Annotated in this window: 13 protein-coding genes; 9 read left to right on the top strand and 4 right to left on the bottom strand. The window is 47.6% G+C overall.

The genetic code is table 11. The features are described 5' to 3' along the window. Nucleotides 1–247: 247 nt before the first annotated feature. Entirely contained in the window at nt 248–316 is a 69-nt protein-coding gene (locus CA267_RS19265; RefSeq protein WP_170669111.1) for a hypothetical protein, read from the bottom strand. On the opposite strand from CA267_RS19265, the gene CA267_RS19170 reads away from it, so the two are divergent. From CA267_RS19170 to CA267_RS18405, 5 genes are all read left to right on the top strand, one after another. Then, entirely contained in the window at nt 304–4,818 is a 4,515-nt protein-coding gene (locus tag CA267_RS19170) for a S8 family peptidase (RefSeq protein WP_170669091.1), read from the top strand. The two genes, CA267_RS19265 and CA267_RS19170, sit on opposite strands and share 13 nt — an antisense overlap. A gap of 346 nt (nt 4,819–5,164) precedes the next feature. Next, nucleotides 5,165–6,463: an efflux RND transporter periplasmic adaptor subunit gene (locus CA267_RS18420; RefSeq protein ID WP_075609431.1), complete on the top strand. Its 1,299-nt coding sequence runs from the start codon at nt 5,165–5,167 to the stop codon at nt 6,461–6,463. 17 nt (nt 6,464–6,480) lie between these two features. Continuing rightward, entirely contained in the window at nt 6,481–7,182 is a 702-nt protein-coding gene (locus CA267_RS18415; RefSeq protein WP_075609432.1) for an ABC transporter ATP-binding protein, read from the top strand. 10 nt (nt 7,183–7,192) lie between these two features. Then, the gene (locus CA267_RS18410) at nt 7,193–8,506 is read left to right on the top strand and encodes an ABC transporter permease (protein WP_075609433.1); all 1,314 of its coding nucleotides are present in this window, start codon (nt 7,193–7,195) and stop codon (nt 8,504–8,506) included. Between the two features lie 10 nt (nt 8,507–8,516). Continuing rightward, nucleotides 8,517–9,740 carry an ABC transporter permease gene (locus CA267_RS18405; protein WP_075609434.1) on the top strand — a complete coding sequence of 408 codons (1,224 nt, stop codon included), beginning with the start codon at nt 8,517–8,519 and terminating at the stop codon, nt 9,738–9,740. Between the two features lie 48 nt (nt 9,741–9,788). Here CA267_RS18405 and rmuC read toward each other — a convergent pair whose 3' ends face one another. Both rmuC and CA267_RS18395 read right to left on the bottom strand, forming a co-directional pair. Next, complete coding sequence (rmuC, locus tag CA267_RS18400) at nt 9,789–11,246, bottom strand: DNA recombination protein RmuC (protein WP_170669090.1); 1,458 nt, start codon at nt 11,244–11,246, stop codon at nt 9,789–9,791. A gap of 126 nt (nt 11,247–11,372) precedes the next feature. After that, nucleotides 11,373–12,902: a fumarate hydratase gene (locus CA267_RS18395; protein ID WP_075609436.1), complete on the bottom strand. Its 1,530-nt coding sequence runs from the start codon at nt 12,900–12,902 to the stop codon at nt 11,373–11,375. Between the two features lie 203 nt (nt 12,903–13,105). Between CA267_RS18395 and pabB the strand changes: the two genes are divergently transcribed. The 3 genes from pabB to CA267_RS18380 all read left to right on the top strand — a co-directional run bounded on the left by pabB (nt 13,106) and on the right by CA267_RS18380 (nt 16,645). Then, entirely contained in the window at nt 13,106–14,530 is a 1,425-nt protein-coding gene (gene pabB / locus CA267_RS18390) for an aminodeoxychorismate synthase component I (protein ID WP_075610067.1), read from the top strand. After that, complete coding sequence (locus tag CA267_RS18385) at nt 14,523–15,095, top strand: CoA pyrophosphatase (RefSeq protein WP_075609437.1); 573 nt, start codon at nt 14,523–14,525, stop codon at nt 15,093–15,095. Before pabB ends, CA267_RS18385 begins: the two co-directional genes overlap by 8 nt. A gap of 179 nt (nt 15,096–15,274) precedes the next feature. Further along, nucleotides 15,275–16,645: an L-serine ammonia-lyase gene (locus tag CA267_RS18380; protein ID WP_075609438.1), complete on the top strand. Its 1,371-nt coding sequence runs from the start codon at nt 15,275–15,277 to the stop codon at nt 16,643–16,645. 18 nt (nt 16,646–16,663) lie between these two features. Here the strand turns inward: CA267_RS18380 and cysB are convergent, their stop codons facing one another. Beyond that, complete coding sequence (cysB, locus tag CA267_RS18375) at nt 16,664–17,638, bottom strand: HTH-type transcriptional regulator CysB (protein ID WP_075609439.1); 975 nt, start codon at nt 17,636–17,638, stop codon at nt 16,664–16,666. 181 nt (nt 17,639–17,819) lie between these two features. Between cysB and CA267_RS18370 the strand changes: the two genes are divergently transcribed. After that, nucleotides 17,820–18,533 (top strand): sensor histidine kinase, encoded by a 714-nt coding sequence (locus CA267_RS18370; protein WP_075609440.1) that lies wholly within the window; start codon nt 17,820–17,822, stop codon nt 18,531–18,533. The last annotated feature ends 53 nt before the right edge of the window (nt 18,534–18,586 follow it).

Here is an 18,586-nt window from a genome sequence, read left to right as displayed (position 1 = left end):
ATGGTTTCCTCAGAAAGAGGATGATTATCCTAGTTTTTAATAATTTGTTAAATTGTAGCCGTTAACGTTAATATTTTGTCTTCTTGCCCACCGTTTTTTGTTTCCGTACTTTTTTACATACTGTTGCCGCGTAATGAAAAAGCAAATATTTTCATAAATGGTTACACTATGGCTATCGAAGGGGCGTCAATGATTCTCACGGCACCGGAGTTTTCGTGTCTCCCGCAACCTGCTATTGTTCAAAGTGTTACTCATATAATGCTAAATATAAATTCAGACATGTCCCGTAGTCGGAGTAAGCCTGTGAAAATTTCAACTTCTATTGCAGTGGCACTGGCGCTGCTATCGGCATCGGCATCGGCAAACAGCGATCAGCAACCAAATGCCGCCTGGCTGCAGCCGGTTTCGGTTAATAAAAAAGCGTCATATAACGTAACAACTCCTTGGAAATTGGATGAAAGTTATGCTGAGCGTGATATCTATATTGTTGAACTGAATGATGCTCCGGTTGTTAGCTACGAAGGAGCTAACCCTGCCTATTCGGCAACCGCTCATTATTTTAAGAATAGCGGCAATACTAGTGTGCAGCGAATCAGTGGCAGTTCACAGTCGGCAGTAAAAGCGTACCGAGGCTTCTTACAGGGTAAACAACAAGACGTGCTTGCTGAAATAAAGGGCAAAGTGGGAAAAATTGCGCCTGTAGCAAATTATGAGTACGCCTTAAACGGCTTTGCCATACAAGCCACACCAGAACAGGCGGCCGCTATAGCCGCGATGCCCCAGGTCAGCCACGTAGAAAGGGACAAAATCGTTTATCTTGATACCGATACCGGACCGATACTTATTGGTGCTAATAAGGTATGGGATGGCACTGCTGCACCTACGTTAAATGCACTTCAGGGTGAAGGCACGGTGATCGCCATTTTGGACACTGGCATCAATACCGACCACCCTTCTTTTGCTGCAGTAGGTGGTGATGGATATGCTCATACTAATCCGCTAGGAAACGGGGCATTTCTCGGCGATTGCGCGGCGTCCTTTCCGTCTCTTTGTAATGACAAGCTGATTGGTGTATTCAGCTATCCTGATATCGTGAACGCGTATGCAGACAGCGATGTCTTTACCAAAAATTTGCAGCGCAACGGCGAAGATTACAACGGTCACGGTTCGCATGTAGCAGCCACTGCTGCAGGTAACGTATTATTTGATGTTAAAGAACGTGTTCCAGAAGCCGATGTTAACGAAAGTGATGGTATAGAATCAGGCTTTGTTTACGACCGCGTTTCTGGCGTTGCGCCTCACGCCAATATTATTTCCTATCAGGTTTGCCTGCCTGGTGATGAAGGCGACGCTTATGTTGGCTGTATCAATTCTGCCATTTTAGCTGCGCTGGATGATGTAGTGGCCTCTGGCATTGTTGATGTAGTCAATTTTTCTGTTTCCGGCGGCGACGATCCATGGTCTTCCAATGTCAATAAAGCCTGGCTAAGAGTACAGCAGGCTGGCATCTTTGCTGCGCATTCAGCGGGTAATGACGGGCCAGACGATTACAGCACCGATAAATACTCTCCCTGGTATACGGTGGTGGGCGCAACGACTCACGGGCGCTTTATCAACTATGAGAAAAACCTGACCGACTTCTCAGGCGGAAACTTTACTCCCAATCCGATGATCGGAACAAGCAATACGGGTGAGATTACCGCACCAATTGTATATGCAGGCAATTACCCGAACAGCAACGATCCTAACGGCGATCCCGCGCAGTGTCTTGAACCCTACCCTGAAGGAACGTTTCAGGGAGAAATTGTGGTTTGTGATCGTGGTGACATTGCGCGCATCCAAAAAGCGAAAAATGTGGCAGTTGGAGGAGCTGGCGGTTACGTGCTTGCTAATGTCCCGGGTGGCGCAGATGATTTAGCAAATGATGTCTACATTGTACCGGGCATTCACATTAGCACCAGCAATGCAAAGGAGTTACGCCAGTGGCTGGCAACTGGTTCAGGCCACATGGCTACCATTACTGCCTCAGAAGGAGGAATTACTATTGATCCGGCATCAGCGGATATTTTGGCGTCATTTTCATCTCGTGGCCCTAATTCGACGATAAGCACGTTGACTCCTCATCTCGTCGCGCCGGGCGTCAATATTTTCGCGGCTTATTCAGATGAGCAATACGGTCATGATCAAACCGGCACTGCCCCTTCTGACTACAATTACCTTTCAGGCACGTCAATGGCCAGCCCTCATGTTGCCGGCGCAGGAGCGCTGATTAAACAAGCGCACCCTAGTTGGACTCCGGATCAAATTCGTTCGGTACTCATGATGACAGCGACAACGGCAGTAACCGGGGAAGATGGCGTTTCTGCTGCAAACTGGTTCGAGATGGGAGCAGGCCGCATTCGCGTGGATGAAGCCATTCGCAGTTCATTAACGTTGGACGAAAGCCGTGACAATTATCTGGCCGCCAATCCTGCAACAGGTGGCGAGCCGCGTTCATTGAATGTACCGGCTTTCACTGATGCAAATTGCGTCGGCACCTGTACATTAACCCGAACAGTTACTGCAGCTGAAGCTGGTGAATGGCAGGTATCGCTCGATGTTCTGACTGATGATTTTGATGTAAGCGTTTCGCCATCTTCTTTTGCTTTGGATAAGGGAGAATCACAAACCCTTTCGGTAACAATGAATACAATGGCCATTAACGGCAACGAATGGGCATACGCCAATCTTTTACTTACTCCTGCGTCTGGCGTTGAATTACATCTTCCTGTTGCTGCCTTTGCTGCTAACGGCACGATACCGGACGAACTAGAGATTACCGCACATAGAAATCATGATAGTTACTTGTTGCCAAATTTACTTAGCGTGGAGATCACAGATTTCAGTTACGTCTCTTACGGTCTGATCCCCGCCTCAGTTGTCAAAGGAAGTTTGCAAGGTGACAGCGACAATAGCGACTATTTAGATGATACCTCTGATGGCATTTTCCTACAAGAAGTGACAGTTTCTGAAGGTGATATTCGCTTGGTGGCGCAAACCAGCGATGTTACTGCCATTGATCTGGATATGTACATCTTGTACGACAAAAACAATAACGGCATACCGGAAGAAGGCGAAGTGGTCGGCGAAAGCACCTCGTTCACTGCAGATGAATACATCAATCTGCGTCAACCTGAAGCAGGCCGTTACTGGATATTATTGCAAAACTGGAAACCTTCCTTCGCCAGCGCTACCGACACATTTATGCTCAGCTATGCCGTCGTCGATAGCTCACCCGATTCTAGCCTGGTTCTGCAGGGTCCGGATACCACCGCCGCGTTAGCAGAGTTTGATGTGCGTCTGCTGTGGGACCTTGATGATGCGTCTCCCGGCGATCGCTTTTTCGGAGCTTTTGCGCTTGGCACCGATAATGACAATCCTACCAACCTGGGTATCACATCTGTGGATATCATTCGCGGCGAGAACGATGTATATATTGATTCGCCCTCTTCACAAAGAGTGTCGGTGGGTGAAATCTCAACATTTTCCGTTAACGTAATGTCAAACTACACGTCTGAAGATCGACGCTACGCGATTGATGTTATTTTGCCTGATAGCGTAACTGTAATCCCTGACTCTGTAGGTAGCGGCGGGACTGTCAATGGTAATGTTATTTCATGGACTACGCTTCAACCTGCTCTTGAGCGTCCCACCTCGGCGTATTATTTTACCAATAGCATAACGGACAAAACTTGTGCGGCGAGTACCGCAATTTCAGATGCCTTGTCGCAGTTATCTTCAGGTAGAGATATATCGGCAATTGACACCGTCAATTCCTACGCAACCTATCGTCATCCGGTACGGTTTCTAGGTAATGACTATGCAGGTTTTACCGTAACAAAAGACGGATACATTACCTTTGCCAATACATTGGGTGCGTCACCCTGGACTTCGCAGTCGTTGCCTTCCGAGGTTGCGCCTAACGCTGTTATTGCAGCTAACTGGCGGAAAACGAATGTTAACGATAGCAGCAGGATCGGCGTAGCCGGTCTGAGTGATGGTAGTGCCGTCATTTCCTGGCAACGAATGGAAGACGCAGCCACCGCTACTGAGCTTCCTGATTTTAGCGTGTGGCTGAATGCTAAAGACAATGAGGATATGCCAGCCGTAATTTTGCATTACGCCAACCTTACTTCACCGCAGGCGCTTACCGGTATCTTTGGCTTTGAAAATGCAATGGGTACGGCTGGCTTATCAGTCCCCGTGAGTGAATTACCATCCCATAAAGATCTTCAGGTTTGCTTTTATCCATCTGAAGCAAATACCGAAGCGGTTGCTAACTTGAGTTTCAATGTGCGACTAAACCAAGACGCCGCTACCGGCCCTATTGAGGTGTATGCGCGCTCTGCCGTGACGAATGTTCCCGGGACGCGCGAGGAAACATCTGCGGTGTATAGTGGCGTTCAGGTTGAAGGCGCTCCCACAGTCAGTATTTCCGGCAACAGCTCCATTACTGAGTTACGGGGCCAGACTTATACTGCAACGGTCTCAGATCCTAATGATGATGAGGTAAATGTAAGCTGGTCCCAGGTCTCCGGTCCGACAGCGACGTTACAAAACTCCAACCGGCCAACGGTGACCTTAACGGCGCCCGAAATAGAAAATACAGCGACTATTGTTTTACAAGCGACAGCAACGGATGCCATGGGCAACACCGCTTCCGCTCAAATAAACATAACCGTTAACGACCGCCCTTCGAGTTCTGGTGGCGGTGGCGCTTTTGGGTGGTTAATGTTGCTGATAATCCCGTGTTTGATGCAACGACGTCGAAGCCACTAGTCTCCGTCAAAAATTGTATAAACAGGTCGCGACAGCGGCCTTTTTTCATCGCTTATGTTGCCATTAATACTGAAGTCTGTTGACCTTTGTTGTTTATTTTTGCAGCGATTGCAGGGTTCTTCATAACCTATCTTGCTCTTTGTTACTCACTGTTTACTTAGGTGACTTTTTTACTAAGAGAGGGGGCTTCATAACTCGCACCGCAATCAAAACAAGTTGATTTTGGACAAGATTCTGACGGCAAAGGTCAACACGCCCCCTAATCCACAAAAAATAATTTATGGCAATTTAAACTTTCTTTAGGAATCATTCGACATAGCAAGAAACCTCTCATCAGGAACTTGCTATGCATATCGCTGACACCAGCGGACAGGATACCCTGCTGTCGCCTACAAAAAGCGCCAAGCGTCCATTGTTAATCATCAGTGGCGCTGGGCTACTACTTCTTTCACTATTTTATATTATTCCTGCACTTACACAGTGGGGCAGCTCTCAATCCAGCGTGCCCTTTTCCCGTTTGCGTGTGGGTGAAGTGACGCAGGGAAACCTGGTGCGCGATCTCTCCGTTCAGGGGCGTGTAGTGGCTGCCGTTAGTCCTAAACTCTACAGTCCCGCCCAAGGCACTATAACATTCAGTGTCGATGCAGGAGACGACGTAATGCTGGGGCAAGAATTGGCCCGCATTGAAAGCCCTGCGTTGACGAGCGAACTTGAGCAGGAACAAGCTGTACTCAGTGAACTGTCTACTGCCATCGAGCGTCAGAAAATTCAGGCTAAGAAACAAATGCTGGAGGATCAAAAAGCCATTGATATGGCGGCTGTCGCTTTAACTGCGGCCGACAGAGAAAAACGTCGGGCTGACACTGCTTACACCACCAACGCAATCAGCACAATCGATTATGAGAAAGCACAAGATGAGCTGCATAACGCCAGGCTGGTTCATCAGCATGCGGTAAAGGATGCGCAGCTCAACGTCGAAAGTCTCGCCTTTGAAATTCAGAGCAAAACTCACCAGTTGAACCGACAAACCCTGAAAGTGGCGGACCTACAGCGCAAAACTGACCAACTGATTTTACTCTCTCCCGTAAACGGTATCGTGGGTAACCTGGCTGTTCAGCAGAAGAACCAGGTTACCCAGCACCAGGCTATTTTGAGCGTGGTGGATTTAAGTGAATTTGAATTAGAAGTCGACATTCCCGAAAGCTACGCCGATGACCTTGCCATTGGCATGATTTCAGAAGTGGAATTTAACGGCAGGTTGTACCCAGCGAAACTTGTCACTATTTCTCCGGAAATTCAGGATAACCAGGTGGCTGGCCGCATCAGATTTGTGACTGAAGATGCGCAAGGTGAACCTGTTATTCCCCCTACTGGCCTACGGCAGAACCAACGCCTGACTACCCGCATACTGATGGAAAACAAAGAGAACGTACTGATGGTGCAACGCGGACAGTTTCTGGAAAGCGGCAGTGGGCGTATCGCCTATAAAATTGAAGACAATGTTGCTTATCGTGTGCCGATCACCACGGGCGCACGTAGTTTGGCGGCAGTCGAAATTGTATCAGGTCTGGCGATACACGATCGGATCATCGTTTCAGGAACCGACCAGTTCAACGGCGCAGACACCGTACTTATTACCCAATAATTGCACAAGGAACGCACATGCTTACAATGACCAATTTAACTAAAACCTTTCGGACCGATCTGGTCGAAACTCACGCTCTGAGAGATTTTAACCTTACCGTCAACGAAGGCGAGTTTATTTCCGTTACCGGGCCGTCCGGTTCAGGAAAAACCACGTTTTTAAATATCGCGGGTCTTTTAGAAACCTATACCGCAGGCGTATATGCGCTGGACGGGCAAGATGTTAGCCACCTGTCTGATAAGCAGCGCAGCAAACTGCGCAATGAAAAAATTGGGTTTATCTTCCAGAGCTTTAACCTTATTCCCGATCTTAACCTTTACGACAACGTAGACGTACCGCTGCGCTACCGCGGGTTTGGCAAAGCTGAACGGAATAAGCGTATTCAACAGAGTTTGGAACGCGTGGGGCTGGCAAATCGCATGAAGCACTTGCCTTCGCAGTTGTCCGGTGGTCAGCAGCAGCGTGTGGCGATTGCCAGAGCGTTGGCAGGAGAACCACGCTTTTTGCTAGCCGATGAACCTACAGGAAACTTAGACAGTAACATGGCAAAAAGCGTAATGGCGCTGCTTCAGGAAATTAACGATAACGGCACGACCATTGTGATGGTGACCCATGATCCAGAGCTGGCGATGCAAACCGAGCGCAACGTGTTTGTGCGCGATGGCCGCATAAGCGAAAGCGAGCAAATCATTCCTGTTGCTATGGTTTCTAATCAGTAAGGAAGACGTCATGTTTGGTTATTACTTACGCCTGGCGATAAAAAGCATTCGGCGCAACCCTTATCTCAGCGGGCTCATGATGCTGGCTATTGGCTTAGGCATTGGTGCCAGTATGACAACGCTAACCGTTAACTACCTGATGTCCTCAAACCCTATCCCGCAGAAGAGCGATACGCTTTATTATGTGCAATTGGATAGCTGGAGCCCGCACGAACCAGCACAGGAACCTAATGAGCCGCCGGATCAAATCACCTGGCGAGATGCCATTAATTTGATGCAGGCAGGACAGGCGTCAAAACAAAGTGCGATGGCCTCAAGTGCTGCAGTTATAGAGCCTGCAGACCGAAACAACAAGCCTTTCCTGGCCTCGTTACGCTTAAACTACACCGATTTTTTTACCATGTTTGATGCACCATTTCTTTACGGCAGTGGTTGGGCTAACAGCGATGACAAGCAACGCAAGCTGGTGACGGTGATCAGCAAAAAGACGAATGATCGGGTGTTCGGTGGTGAGAACTCTGTCGGCCGCTCGGTAACCATCGGCGGTAAGCGTTTCACGGTGACTGGCGTATTAAACGAATGGGTGCTGGTACCAAAGTTTTATGATGTGACCACCGGTGCATTCGACGAAACTGAAGATGCCTATATTCCATTTTTATTAAAAGAAACGCTGGAGTTGCCAAACGGCGGGAACACAAACTGCTGGAAAAGCCCTGAAGGTGAAGGGTTTCAAGCATTCCTGCAGTCGGAGTGCGTAAACTATCAGATGTGGGTTGAGCTGCCGACTGAGGAAGATCGCGACAACTATATGGCATTTTTAGATGCATATGCACAAGAACAAAAAGCAATGGGGCGCTTTCCTCGTCCGCTAAATAACCGCTTGCCCGATGTCATGACGTGGATGGAGACCGAAGAAGTTGTTGCCGATGACGCCCAAATCATGATGTGGCTGGCCTTTCTTTTCTTACTGGTTTGCCTGCTGAACACAGTCGGTCTGTTACTTTCCAAATACGCTACGCGCACTGGCGATATTGCACTTCGGCGTGCTGTCGGTGCCAGCAAAGGCGCAATTTTCACCCAATATATCATCGAATCCGCCGTTATCGGCCTAATTGGTGGCGCTTTGGGACTGGCGTTAGCCGCAGTAGGATTACAAGGGATAAAGTCGTTATACGGGGATTTCGTCAGTGAGCTGGCACAACTGGATTTGCTGATGGTAAGTATTGCCATTTTGCTGGCGGTTGTTTCCAGTGTCATTGCGGGATGCTATCCGGCATGGCGTGCCTGTGCCATTCCTCCTGCCAGTCAACTGAAAAATCAGTAAGGAAAGCGTTATGAATCAATGGGAAATAGGTCCGATTTTTCGCGCGTTAAGCCGGAATAAAGTGGGCGCTGTATTAATAGCGCTGCAGATGGCAGTAACTATGACGATTATTGTTAATGCGGTATTTATCATTGTTGAACGTAGTGCGCTGATGCAACGAGAAAGTGGCGTTGATGAAGCGAATACTTTCTATCTTACCTCTACCGGGTTTGGTAAAAACTTTGAACATAAACGAGTCGTCACCGAAGATCTCGACAGGCTGCGCCGCACACCAGGAGTGGTTGATGCCATTCAGATTAATGCCATTCCCATCAGTGGTGGTGGCTGGTCTATGAGTCTTTCGACTGAACCTGGCGATGATGTGGAAGATGTTGGCACTGCAAATTATCTTGTGGATGATCACGCAATCAACACCTTAGATTTACAACTTATTGCCGGCGAAAACTTTACGCCATCGGAAATAAGATGGCGAGAGCGCAATCAGCCGGATTGGCCTGCCACTGCAATTTTAACCAAAGCGCTGGTACAGAGCTTGTTTCCTGATACGCCCTGGCAGCAAACCGTGGGAAGTGCGGTATACATCGGTGAAGATGAACCTGTCATTATAAAAGGAATTGTCGATAAACTTCAGGCTCCATGGATAGGTTGGGATGATTTGGAACACGCTATGTTATCGCCAGAAAAAACAGTTAGCGAATCTACGCGTTATTTAATTCGAACCGAACCTGGCCAACGGGATGCATTAATGGCTAAGGTAGAAGCCACCCTGGCAGAGGCTTACCCCAACCGTATCATTCGCGATGTTACCACCTTAACGGAAACCCGCGAACGCAGCTATCGTCAGCACAGCGCCATGATAAAAATTCTTGCTCTGGTAATGGTGTTATTAACTGCAATAACCGCAATGGGAATTGTCGGTTTAGCCAGCTTTAACGTTAATCGTCGAAAAAAGCAAATTGGTACCCGCCGCGCCCTGGGCGCAAGCAAAGGTGCGATTATTCGCTACTTCATGCTGGAAAACATGATGATAAGCACGGCGGGTATTATGTTGGGTGTGGCGTTAACTATTGGGCTTAACATGCTGCTAATACAATGGTTTGCTGTTTCTGCGCTACAATGGTTTTATATTCCGGCTGGCGTAGTGCTGCTTTTAGTCGTGGGACAACTTGCAGTGCTAGGTCCAGCGATGCGCGCGTCTAACATTCCTCCGGCAATGGCCACCCGAACAATTTAAGAACTGAGGGTGAGTTTTTTGCGGCTCACCCTGTTTCCCTCGCTCTATTTATTCGTCATCGGGATCCGCATCCTGTAACGCAAGATCATTGGGTAGCCGCTTGCTCGGCTGTACGCCCAGCGCCCTGAACTGCTCTACCTGCCGGATCATATTCCCCCGGCCACTGGACAGTTTGCTAAAAGCGCCATCGAAGTGCTTTTGCGTCACTTCCAGTGAACGGCCAATTTTCTCCATATCCGCAACAAATCCGGTAAATTTGTCATACAGTTTGCCTGCATGAGCAGCAATTTTCTGTGCATTCTGGTTCTGGTACTCATACTGCCAAATATTATTAATCGTTCTTAGGGCAACCAGCAGATTAGTTGGGCTTACCAGCATAATGTTGTGATTTAACGCCAGTGATATAAGTTCCGGCGCCTCTTCCACCGCGAGCAAAAAGGCAGGCTCAATGGGAATAAACATCAGCACGTAATCCAGCGTTTTCAGCGCTGTTAGCTCGTGATAATCTTTATTGCCCAAGCCTTTGATGTGGTTGCGGATAGACGCTACGTGTTCACTGAGGCATCGGGCGCGCTCACTGTCGTCATTAGCATTAAAAAAGCGTTCATAAGCAGAAAGACTGACTTTAGCATCAATGATGACATCTTTATCATTGGGTAAATGCACCACTACATCGGGCTGTTGCAGCTTGCCCGCTTCAGAGCGCACTGAAACCTGGGTTTCAAATTCATGCCCTTCACGTAGTCCTGACTCTTTTAAAATTCGTTCGAGCACAACTTCGCCCCAGTTCCCTTGCTTTTTATTGTCGCCTTTTAAAGCCATTGTCAGCGCACTGGCTTCTTCGGTAATTTTTTGATTAAGTTCTTTAAGCGTCATTATTTCCGTTTTTAGTGACGCCCGCTCCTGCCCTTCACGAATGTATTGATCACTAACCTGCTGCTTAAACCCTTCAATCTGTTCTTTAAGCGGAGTGAGCAACGCTTCAATACCTGATTTATTGAGCTTGGTAAAACTTTCACTTTTTTGCTCAAAAATCTGATTCGCGAGATTTTCAAACTGGACCTGCAGACGCTGCTCTGCTGCATTCATGATTTCAAGCTTCTCCTCATGCGCGCGTTGCACTTCAGAAAAACTGGCGCGTTGTGACTCGTATTGAGTTTGCAGTGCTGAAAACTCACGCTGAACAACTTTTAATTCTTCTTTTAATGAGGCGTGTTCATCTTCAAGCTGATGAAGTTGTGTGGCTTTCTGGTTTAACTGACCGAGCTGGTTTTGCGCCTGATAAATTCTCTCCCGACTATGGAAAAGTTCTTCATCCCTGGCATCAATCTGCACCTGCGTGCTGCTTTTCAGTTGCTCGTATTGCTGCGCTACAAGTTCTTTATCTCGCTCCCAGGACAGTTGATCCTGACTTTGCTTTCTTTTAGCCAGAAAGGTCGCTACGGCCGCGCCAACAGCCAAACCCGCTAATGCCCAGGCTATTTCATAAACCTCAACAGCAAACATAGTTATTGTATATCCATCCAGTGGCATTTTGACTATTATGCGGAATATTTTCCAAAATGCAAAAGCGGGTGCACTTGGGCACCCGCTTTATTCTTGCTTCGAGACTAAGAGAACAGCTACAACATTCTATTTAGATAGGGCCTTGTCCAGCTCCTCTATTTTTGCCTTCCAAATCGCCGGACCCGTTTTATGCGCGTTAGCGCCGGTGCTGTCCACCGCAACCGTTACCGGCATATCCTCGACATCAAACTCATAAATGGCTTCCATTCCTAAGTCTTCAAAGGCCACCACGCGGGATTTCTTAATAGCTTTAGATACCAGATAAGCCGCTCCGCCTACAGCCATAAGATAAACTGATTGGTGTTTGGCGATAGAGTCCACTGTCGCCGGACCTCTTTCTGCCTTACCAATCATGCCAATTAAGCCGGTTTGCTCCAGCATCATATCGGTAAACTTGTCCATGCGCGTGGCAGTTGTAGGGCCAGCAGGACCAACAACTTCGTTGCCCACCGCATCAACCGGCCCAACATAATAGATAAAGCGATTGGTTAAATCGACGCCTTCGGGTAAACCTTCGCCATTGTTCAACATGGTTTGAATACGCTTGTGCGCCGCGTCACGGCCTGTAAGCATTTTGCCCGACAGCAACACCGTTTCGCCAACTTTCCAATCCTGAATATCGGCTTTGGTGACAGTATCTAGATTGACCCGGCGAGTATCTGCGCTCACTTCCCAGGTCACTTCTGGCCACTCTTCCAGTTTCGGTGCTTTTAATTCGGCCGGCCCACTGCCATCCAAATAAAAATGAGCGTGACGGGTAGCGGCGCAGTTAGGGATCATAGCCACTGGCTTAGAGGCCGCGTGCGTCGGCAGCGATTTTATTTTTACATCGACCACTGTTGTTAAACCGCCGAGGCCTTGCGCGCCGATACCAAGGTTATTCACGCGTTTAAAGATTTCCAATCGCAGCTTTTCTTCAGTTGTCTGCGCGCCCCGGTCCATTAATTCCTGAATATCCACGGGATCCATCAGACTTTCTTTTGCCAGTACCGCCGCTTTTTCTGCAGTACCGCCAATGCCTATACCCAGCATTCCCGGCGGACACCAGCCCGCGCCCATTGTCGGCAGCGTTTTTTCCACCCATTCAGCAATATCATCGCTAGGGTTTAGCATCACCATTTTAGATTTGTTTTCCGAACCGCCACCTTTTGCCGCAATCATTACCTCAATTTTATCCCCCGGCACCATATCAATGTGAACAACGGCAGGTGTATTGTCTTTGGTATTTATTCGCGCTCCTGCAGGGTCAGCAACAATAGAAGCCCGCAACGGATTATCGGCGTTGTTATAGGCGCGACGCGTTCCTTCATCGACCATTTGTTGAACAGTCAGATCGTGTTTATCCCAGGTTACCGCCATGCCGATTTTCACAAAACAGGTTACAATGCCGGTATCCTGACACAAAGGCCGTTTACCCTCAGCGGACATACGGGAGTTGATGAGGATTTGCGCCATCGCATCTTTAGCTGCCTGGCTTTGCTCTTTCAAATAGGCCTTTTCGACGGCTTTTACATAATCCAGAGGGTGATAATACGAGATAAATTGCAAGGCATCTTCAATACTATCTATAAAGTCTTGTTGACGAATAACGGTCATGGCGTCCTCTTTTCTAATAGCCTTTCGTGGTGTTAGCTTTCTAAAAACGCGTATACTAGCGCATCTGAAGAATTGTCACCAAGTAAAACCTGTTAGACGTTAGCGCCACAGTGTTGGTATCGGATGGTATCGGCAAAACACGCAAAATTGAAACGAATGCTTTACCTATACCTGACAACAATAGCCGTAATTTTATTAACATCATGTACGCACGCTTTTCAAAAGAACTAAAAATTTCTGTACTGCCAGAGTCTTCCGGTATGACTTTGCATACCCTGTTTGAACGCATTCAGCTTCAGCCGGGTTCTGTATTGCTGGATACCGCCAATAACCGCAGTAGCAACAGCCGATTCAATATCATGCTATGGGAGCCAGTATTTTTAGTGACAGCGGAACAAGGACAGACGCTGCTAACGGATTGTCTTGAGCAAACGACGACAATACTGGAAGAAAAGCCTTTGGCCGCGGTCCAGCGAGTGACAGACACATTTTTTGCTGGCGTTAATATTGAAGCGCAGAGCCATACCTACGCAGATTTTCTTCCCTTTCTCGCCGGTGCTGCAGGATTGTGTGGTTATGATCTTGGCCGCTACTATGAATCGTTACCGTCTCACGCATTGGCGGATTACGCTTGTCCTGATATGGCAATTGGCATTTATCCGCGCTCTTTAATAGAAGATACCACCACGGGTATCATTTACGATTGCAGGCTTACCAATCTGTCGCAAATAGAGGTTGGCAACTGGGGCATTTCTCCTGACTCAGAGATCGCTCCAAAAACCGCTCCTTTTTCCCTCACGCAGCCCTGGCAATCTAATCTTAGCAAAGGCCAGTACACCGACGCGTTACATCGTATTGGAAAATACTTAAGAGCTGGCGACTGTTATCAGGTAAACATGGCGCAGCGGTTTTCGGCCCCGTACACTGGTGATGAATGGCAAGCATACGTTTATCTTAGTCAACAAAATCAGGCGCCTTTTTCCGCTTTTGTCCGGTTAGCCGAAGCCTGCGTTATGAGTATTTCTCCTGAACGTTTTCTTGCGGTAAAGGAAAGCCAGGTGGAAACCAAGCCGATTAAAGGCACCCGCCCAAGATATAGCGATCCGCAATTAGATAAAGCCAGCGCAGAGGCATTGTTGTCCGCAGAAAAAGATCGGGCAGAAAATCTGATGATCGTTGACCTGCTACGCAACGATTTAAGTAAGCATTGTAAAGCCGGCAGCGTAAAAGTACCCGACCTCTTCAAACTGGAAAGTTACGCGGCGGTGCATCATATGGTAAGTACCGTACTTGGTGAACTCAACGAACGTTCGACGCCCCTTGATCTGTTGACGGGTGCGTTTCCCGGTGGTTCGATTACTGGCGCGCCAAAAATTCGGGCAATGGAAATTATTGATGAACTTGAGCCGCATAGGCGCAACGTCTATTGTGGCAGCATTTTCTATTTAGGTTTTCGACAAGATATGGACTCAAGCATTCTTATCCGTACGTTATTGGCAGAAAACGGCGTGCTTCACTGCTGGGCGGGCGGCGGCATAGTGCTGGATTCTGACGCTGACGCTGAATATCAGGAAACATTGGATAAAGTGTCGCGGATATTACCGGCTTTGGAGAAATACGGTGCATAAAGCGGAATTCATTCGACGCTTTCATCATATTCAAGCCGTTGCTCTGGAGCCTGACTATCCCTTACGCAGTAAAGGACGACCTGCTGCGGTATTGATTCCGCTTGTGGACAAGCCTGATGGTTTACATGTATTACTTACCGAAAGAGCGCATCATTTACGTCACCACCCCGGGCAAATCAGTTTTCCCGGCGGTGCTGTTGACCCTTCAGACGCCAGCATATTTGATGCAGCGATACGCGAGGCGCAGGAAGAAATCGGTCTTCCTTCCCAAAACATCAGTATTGTGGGAGCTTTACCTGTCTACCGCACGATAAGTGGATATACCATTACCCCGGTAGTGGGTTTCGTTGATCCTGACTTTGAAACCAAACTTGATGCTAACGAAGTGGCCAGCGCCTTTGATGTTCCCTTAGCATTTTTAATGGATCGGCAGAATCATCTTGCTCACCATACTCATCGTCATGGTGAGACATTTCCTATCTATTTTATTCCCTGGCAAGACCGAATGATATGGGGAGCCACCGCTGCAATGTTACGAAACCTCTCATTTTACTTAGCTGAATAGGCGTGAGGGTTCGTCCAGCGCTCACGTTAACTTATCGGGTTCCTGCTGCTCTCAGGTTTAAAGTTTAGTTTACACACGATTAGCTTTCCTTATTAAACTATTAGCTTTTCTGTATTGTAGTTGTTCCCTACTCCATGCATGATCACTCTATAACCATAAATAAGTGGAATAAATACCCTATGATAAGCGTATTCGATATGTTCAGTGTCGGCATCGGCCCTTCCAGCTCCCATACCGTGGGACCAATGCGGGCTGGGGCTGAGTTTGTCTCTCAACTGGACAATGATGGCTTGCTTGACGCGTTGACAACGGTAAAGGTTGAGCTTTTTGGCTCGCTAGGCCAAACAGGAAAAGGGCATGGTACTGGCAAGGCGGTAATATTAGGCTTACTAGGCGAAAATCCGGAAACTATCGATGTTGATCTTATCGACAGTACATTGGAAACCATCGAGCGTGAACAGCGAATTACTCTCAATGGACGACATAGTGTAAAATTTCCCAATAAAAATGCTATTACTTTTCATCGACGCAAAACACTTCCCCGCCATGCTAACGCATTAACATTTTTCGCTATGAAAGGCGATGAGACCGTGCGAGAGCAAACCTATTATAGTATTGGTGGCGGTTTTATTATCAAAGATGAAGAGTTTGAAGCCGTAAAAGATAATGCACTGTCGGTGCAGGCTAAAGTTCCCTTTCCGTTTAAAAGCGCCGCCGAACTGATGGAAATGTGTAAAGCCAACGGATTATGTATCAGTTCGCTGATGTTAAAAAACGAGGCCGTACATCGACCTGCTCATGAAGTCAAAGAAAAACTTTTTGGTATTTGGCAGGTGATGAAGGCCTGTATTCAGCGGGGAATTGAAAGTGAGGGTATTTTGCCCGGAGGCCTGAAAGTGGTGCGTCGCGCGCCGGGCCTATATCGACGGTTGCAAACGGAACACACAACTGATCCTATGCAAACGATGGACTGGGTTAACTTATTTGCGCTTGCGGTAAACGAAGAAAATGCCGCTGGCGGTCGCGTGGTAACGGCTCCGACAAATGGCGCGGCTGGCATTATTCCGGCGGTGTTACAATACGTCGACAAGTTTATTCGGCCGGTAGATGCAGAAACCGCAAGCCGGTTTTTGCTGACCGCCGGTGCCATAGGAATTCTTTATAAAGAAAATGCCTCGATTTCTGGAGCCGAGGTGGGTTGCCAGGGCGAAGTCGGCGTTGCTTGTTCTATGGCGGCAGGCGCATTGGCAGAAATTATGGGAGGTACTGTAGCTTCAGTAGAAAATGCGGCAGAAATTGGTATGGAGCATAATCTGGGGCTAACCTGTGATCCGGTCGGGGGGCTGGTACAAGTTCCATGTATCGAACGCAATGCCATGGGTGCCATAAAAGCCATTAATGCTTCGCGTCTGGCATTGCGCGGCAGCGGCGAACATAAAGTGTCGCTGGATAAAGTAATAAAAACGATGCGTGAGACGGGTAACGACATGAAAACAAAATATAAAGAGACCGCGCGAGGCGGCTTGGCTGTCAACATTATTGAGTGCTAAAGACACTACGTCACGTTGTCATTTCACGGGCAGCGTGACGCCTTTGAACATTTTCTCCACTTCATCGTTGTTCTTTAGCATCATTGCCTTTTCCACTTTGTCTTTAGTCAAATGTGGCGCAAAGCGTTCGATAAAATCGAACATGTAGCTACGCAAAAAAGAACCTTTGCGAAAGCCGATTTTGGTAGTGCTGTAGTCAAACAAATGGCTAGCATCAATTTTCACTAAGTCAGCGTCCAGATCTTCGCTCACGGCCATAGATGCAATCACGCCAATTCCCACACCCAGACGCACATAAGTTTTGATGACGTCAGCATCAGTCGCCGTAAACACAATCTTGGGTGTTAAACCTGCCCGCTCAAAGGCATGATCCAGTTCGGAGCGACCAGTGAAACCAAAGACATAAGTCACTAACGGGTATTTCGCGATATCACTGATATCAATTGACGATTTTTTGGAAAGTGGATGGTCTTTGTTAACGATGACACTGCGATTCCAATGGTAGCATGGCAGCATTACCAAATCGTTGTAGAGATGCAGCGCCTCTGTAGCAATGGCGAAATCTGCCTCGCCTTTAGCAGCAAGATCGGAAATCTGCGATGGCGTACCCTGATGCATGTGCAAGGAGACTTTCGGGTATTTGTTCATAAAGCCCTGTATTACATCTGGTAACGCGTAACGGGCCTGAGTGTGGGTGGTGGCAATATTCAGCTTGCCTTGGTCAGGTAACGTGTGTTCACGGGCCACGGCCTTGATGCTTTCTACTTTTGCGAGAATTTCCCGGGCAATATTAATCACATCACGCCCCGCATCGGTTACATGCGTAAGATGTTTACCGCTTCGGCCAAATATTTGTACGCCCAGTTCATCTTCCAGCATGCGTACCTGTTTACTGATCCCTGGCTGAGACGTATAAAGGCTTTCTGCTGTTGCTGACACGTTTAAGTTATTGTTTTGAACTTCAACAATATACCGCAGCTGCTGTAATTTCATATCCTTCTGTCTCTCACCTACTGGAACTAATTCCTGATTATGGTAACGTTATATCGAAAACAGACGCTTATTGCTAGAGTCGGTTCGTTTATTACCGTGCCTCTTATTCGATAAACCGGGGCATACCTTCGAATTATCAGTAATACTAGCATAAGCACAGAAGCAGAATCGATGGCATTTCATGACAACCCAATCTAAAGCAGATATATCTTCACCCTCGTCAATAGACTTTTCTTCGGTTTTAGCAGCCGCGGTCCACGATATGAAGAACTCGCTGTGTTTACTTATTCAGTCCATTGAAAACCTTTCTGCAAATATTCCTATTGCAAATACCGGTGCTCATGAGCAAGTGGCAAACGTGCATTATGAAGCCTCGAGGTTAAACACCAATCTGGTACAAATTCTTTCTCTCTATCGTGCGGAACTAAATAATTTGCCCATTACGGTGGACGAGTGTTTTATGGACGATTTATTTGAAGATGTCATGGGTTCAGTGCAGGTATATATGGAGCAGAAGAACCTGCAGGTCGATGTACAAAGTCACGCAGGGCTCAGCTGGTATCTGGACAGCGAACTGATTTACCTGCTTATCAACGATGTCATGATAAATGCGATGCGTTACGGTACCGCAAAAATTCGTTTGCAAGCCTTTAAAAAGGATGATTATTTAATCATACGTATTGAAGATGATGGACCAGGCTACCCTCAAGCGATGTTAGATAACAGCCATACTGCATTGGCGAACTTCAGTGTAAGTCAGGGAAGAACCGGGCTGGGATTGTTTTTTGCGCGAATGATTGCCTCTGCTCATACGCAGGGAAAAAGATGTGGCGAGATTTCGTTAAGTAATGGTGGTACGCTGGGCGGCAGTGTATTTGAAGTAAAATTACCGTAAACTCTGCCGATAGAAAAATAAACCTTTGTCGAAATTCCTGGATTCAGATCGGG

It is taken from the genome of Alteromonas pelagimontana (assembly GCF_002499975.2).
Taxonomy (GTDB): Bacteria; Pseudomonadota; Gammaproteobacteria; order Enterobacterales; family Alteromonadaceae; genus Alteromonas; species Alteromonas pelagimontana.
Note: the sequence above shows the minus strand (reverse complement) of the source record. Positions and strands in the feature narration are given on the sequence as shown.